Genomic DNA, 2,373 nt, shown 5'->3' with positions numbered 1-2,373 from the left:
CCACTCCTCCAAGGCTTCGAGCTTGTCGATGGCGCGGGCGTGTTCGGCGCCGGGGTTGAGCATCCACGACAACCCGAGCACACCGGCGCCGGCCAGGAGGCCGGCCATCGGCCACGCGGTGACCACCCACACCCCCACCGCGACGACACCCGCCGCGATGACCTTCGCGCGGCGCTGCACCCACCAACGCGCCCCACCCGCACCGCCGTTCGCAGCACCGGCTGCGGGGCCGTTGGCGCCGAGGACGGCGCGCAGTTTGCGCTGCATCCGGCTGCGGCGGCGCACCGGCTTGTTCTCGACGCCGATGATCCCGGCCACCGCCAGGAACACCCCGGCCACCGCGACGACCGCGAAGCCAGCGGCCAGGATCGCGAGACTGGTCTGGTTCATAGGGGCATCACCGTCTTCATGTCGCTGGTCCAGGCGCCGAAGGGCTGCTGCAGCCAGCCGCGGTGGAACCCTGCGCGTTCCAGGTCGGGCAGGCACACCGGCGCCAGCAGCGGCACGGCCCGCGGTTCGCGGCGCCCGGCTTCCTCCTTGGGGCCGAACACGGTCTGCAGCGCGGGGCGGCCGCCCTCGCCCAGGCCGGTGACCTCGACGACGTGGGAGACGAACCGCCACTTGCGGCCCCCCACTTCGGTCTCATCGACCAGGCGCACGTAGACGATGAAGTCGACGGCGTTCGCGATCAGCCGGTGCGCCAGCGCCTCGGTCATCCCGATCCCGGCCTCCAGGCACAGGGTGACCAGGCGTTCGACCACGGAGTGGGCGGTGCGGGCGTGGACGGTGCACATGGAGCCGCCCTCGCCCTCGTTCATGGCGTGCAGCATCGGCACGACCTCGATGGAGCGGACCTCGCCGACGATGACGCGGCGCAAGCTCATCCGCAGCAGCTGCGGGAACAGGTCGGACAGGGTCAGTTCGCCCGCCATGCGGCCGTCCGCGCTGCGTTCGCCGTTGCCCTCGCGGGCCTCGTAGGCGACCACGGTCGGGCCGCCGTCGAGCTCGTGCAGGAACAGCTCGTACTCCGACTCCAGGGTGCCGACCCGTTCCCCGGCCGCGATCTCGCGGGCCATCGCGCGCAGCAGGCTGGTCTTGCCCACCCCCTGGCTGCCGGCGATGACGACGTTCTTCCGCGCCTTCACCAGGGCCAGGAGGAACTGCTCCAGCGCACTGTCGATGGTGCCCCAGGCGACCAGGTCTTTCAGGTGGGACTGCCGCATGCGGTGCTTGCGGATCACCACATGCGGGCGGGGGGTGACCAGGTAGGAGGCGGCCAGGCGGGAGCCGTCGGCCAGCCGCAGGTTCAGGTTCGGTGTGGCCGGGGTCAACGCGCGCTCGCCCTGGCCCTGGTTGCGGGCCAACTGGTTGATCAGGTTCACGAGTTGAGAATCGGAGCCGGCGATCGGGGCGACGGGGGCGGCCGGGCGGTCGACGTAGTCGACGAACACCTGGTCGCAGCCGTCGATGAGGATGTTCTCCACGGCCGGGTCGTCCAGCAGCGGCTGCAACCGCCCGGCGCGGAACAGGGCGTCGACGACCGCCGCGCGGATCGCCTGCTCCTCCTCGCCCGACAGCAGCCGCACGGTCGTGGCGTAGTGGGTCGCCCACTCGGCCACGACCTGCTTGACCAGCCGCAGCCCGAGCTGGCGCACATCGGCCGCGGACAGGGCGGCGTTCTCACCGCGCAGGGACTCCTCGGACAGCTGGGCGGCGACCCGGCCCCGCAGGTCCTCGATCACGTCGAACCCCACCGGCAGCACCCCCGCCCGACCACTCACCGCGGCAGGTGCCGGCTGCGGGACCGCCGCGACCGCCCCGGGCACAGGCGCCGTGACCGCGGCCGGGCCGGGACCCCTCAGCGCCGCGGCCAGCTTCGGACCCAACGCCCCACCGGCCACCGTGCCCGTCTCGTGCGCGGGCCTGGGCATCGTGTCAGCCACGCTGGCTCACCATCCCCTGATACACCGCCCCTTGAGTGCCAGCGGCGGGGGCGAGCTGCACGCGGCGGCGCATCGCCAGCGCCCCGATCGGCTCCCACGCGCTGCGGGCCTGGCGCAGCAGCGTCGCCCGCGACGACAACCCCCGCCCGGTGGGGCCGTGCGCCAGCATCCGCGCACTCGCCTCGTCCCGGTCCAGGTGCGCCAGCACCCCCACCCCGAGGTTGCGGGCGATCTCACTCACCGACGGCGCCTTCTCCTCACCCACCACCAAAAGACCCAGCCCGTCCGCCCCGGCACCGTGCTGCATCAGATCCCGCCGCAGCGCCGCCACCACCGGCGCCGCGGCCACCACCTGGGCGAGGGACTGGCGCACCACCAGCAGGACGACGTCTGTCGGCGTACGCGTTTTCGTGCTCAGCCCCGTACGGGT

The 2,373-nt window shown here is 73.0% G+C and carries 1 protein-coding gene and 2 pseudogenes; all 3 read right to left on the bottom strand.

What is annotated here, in order from left to right:
* A pseudogene (locus ACFP3V_RS31585) lies at window positions 1–390 on the bottom strand (type II secretion system F family protein); the annotation flags it as partial.
* Window positions 387–1,943: a CpaF family protein gene (locus ACFP3V_RS31580; RefSeq protein WP_380591201.1), complete on the bottom strand. Its 1,557-nt coding sequence runs from the start codon at window positions 1,941–1,943 to the stop codon at window positions 387–389. The gene ACFP3V_RS31580 and the pseudogene ACFP3V_RS31585, both read right to left, overlap by 4 nt.
* Window positions 1,936–2,373 (bottom strand): annotated as a pseudogene (locus ACFP3V_RS31575) (hypothetical protein); the annotation flags it as partial. The gene ACFP3V_RS31580 and the pseudogene ACFP3V_RS31575, both read right to left, overlap by 8 nt.

It is taken from the genome of Streptacidiphilus monticola (assembly GCF_042658505.1).
Lineage (GTDB): Bacteria > Actinomycetota > Actinomycetes > Streptomycetales > Streptomycetaceae > Streptacidiphilus > Streptacidiphilus monticola.
Note: the sequence above shows the minus strand (reverse complement) of the source record. Positions and strands in the feature narration are given on the sequence as shown.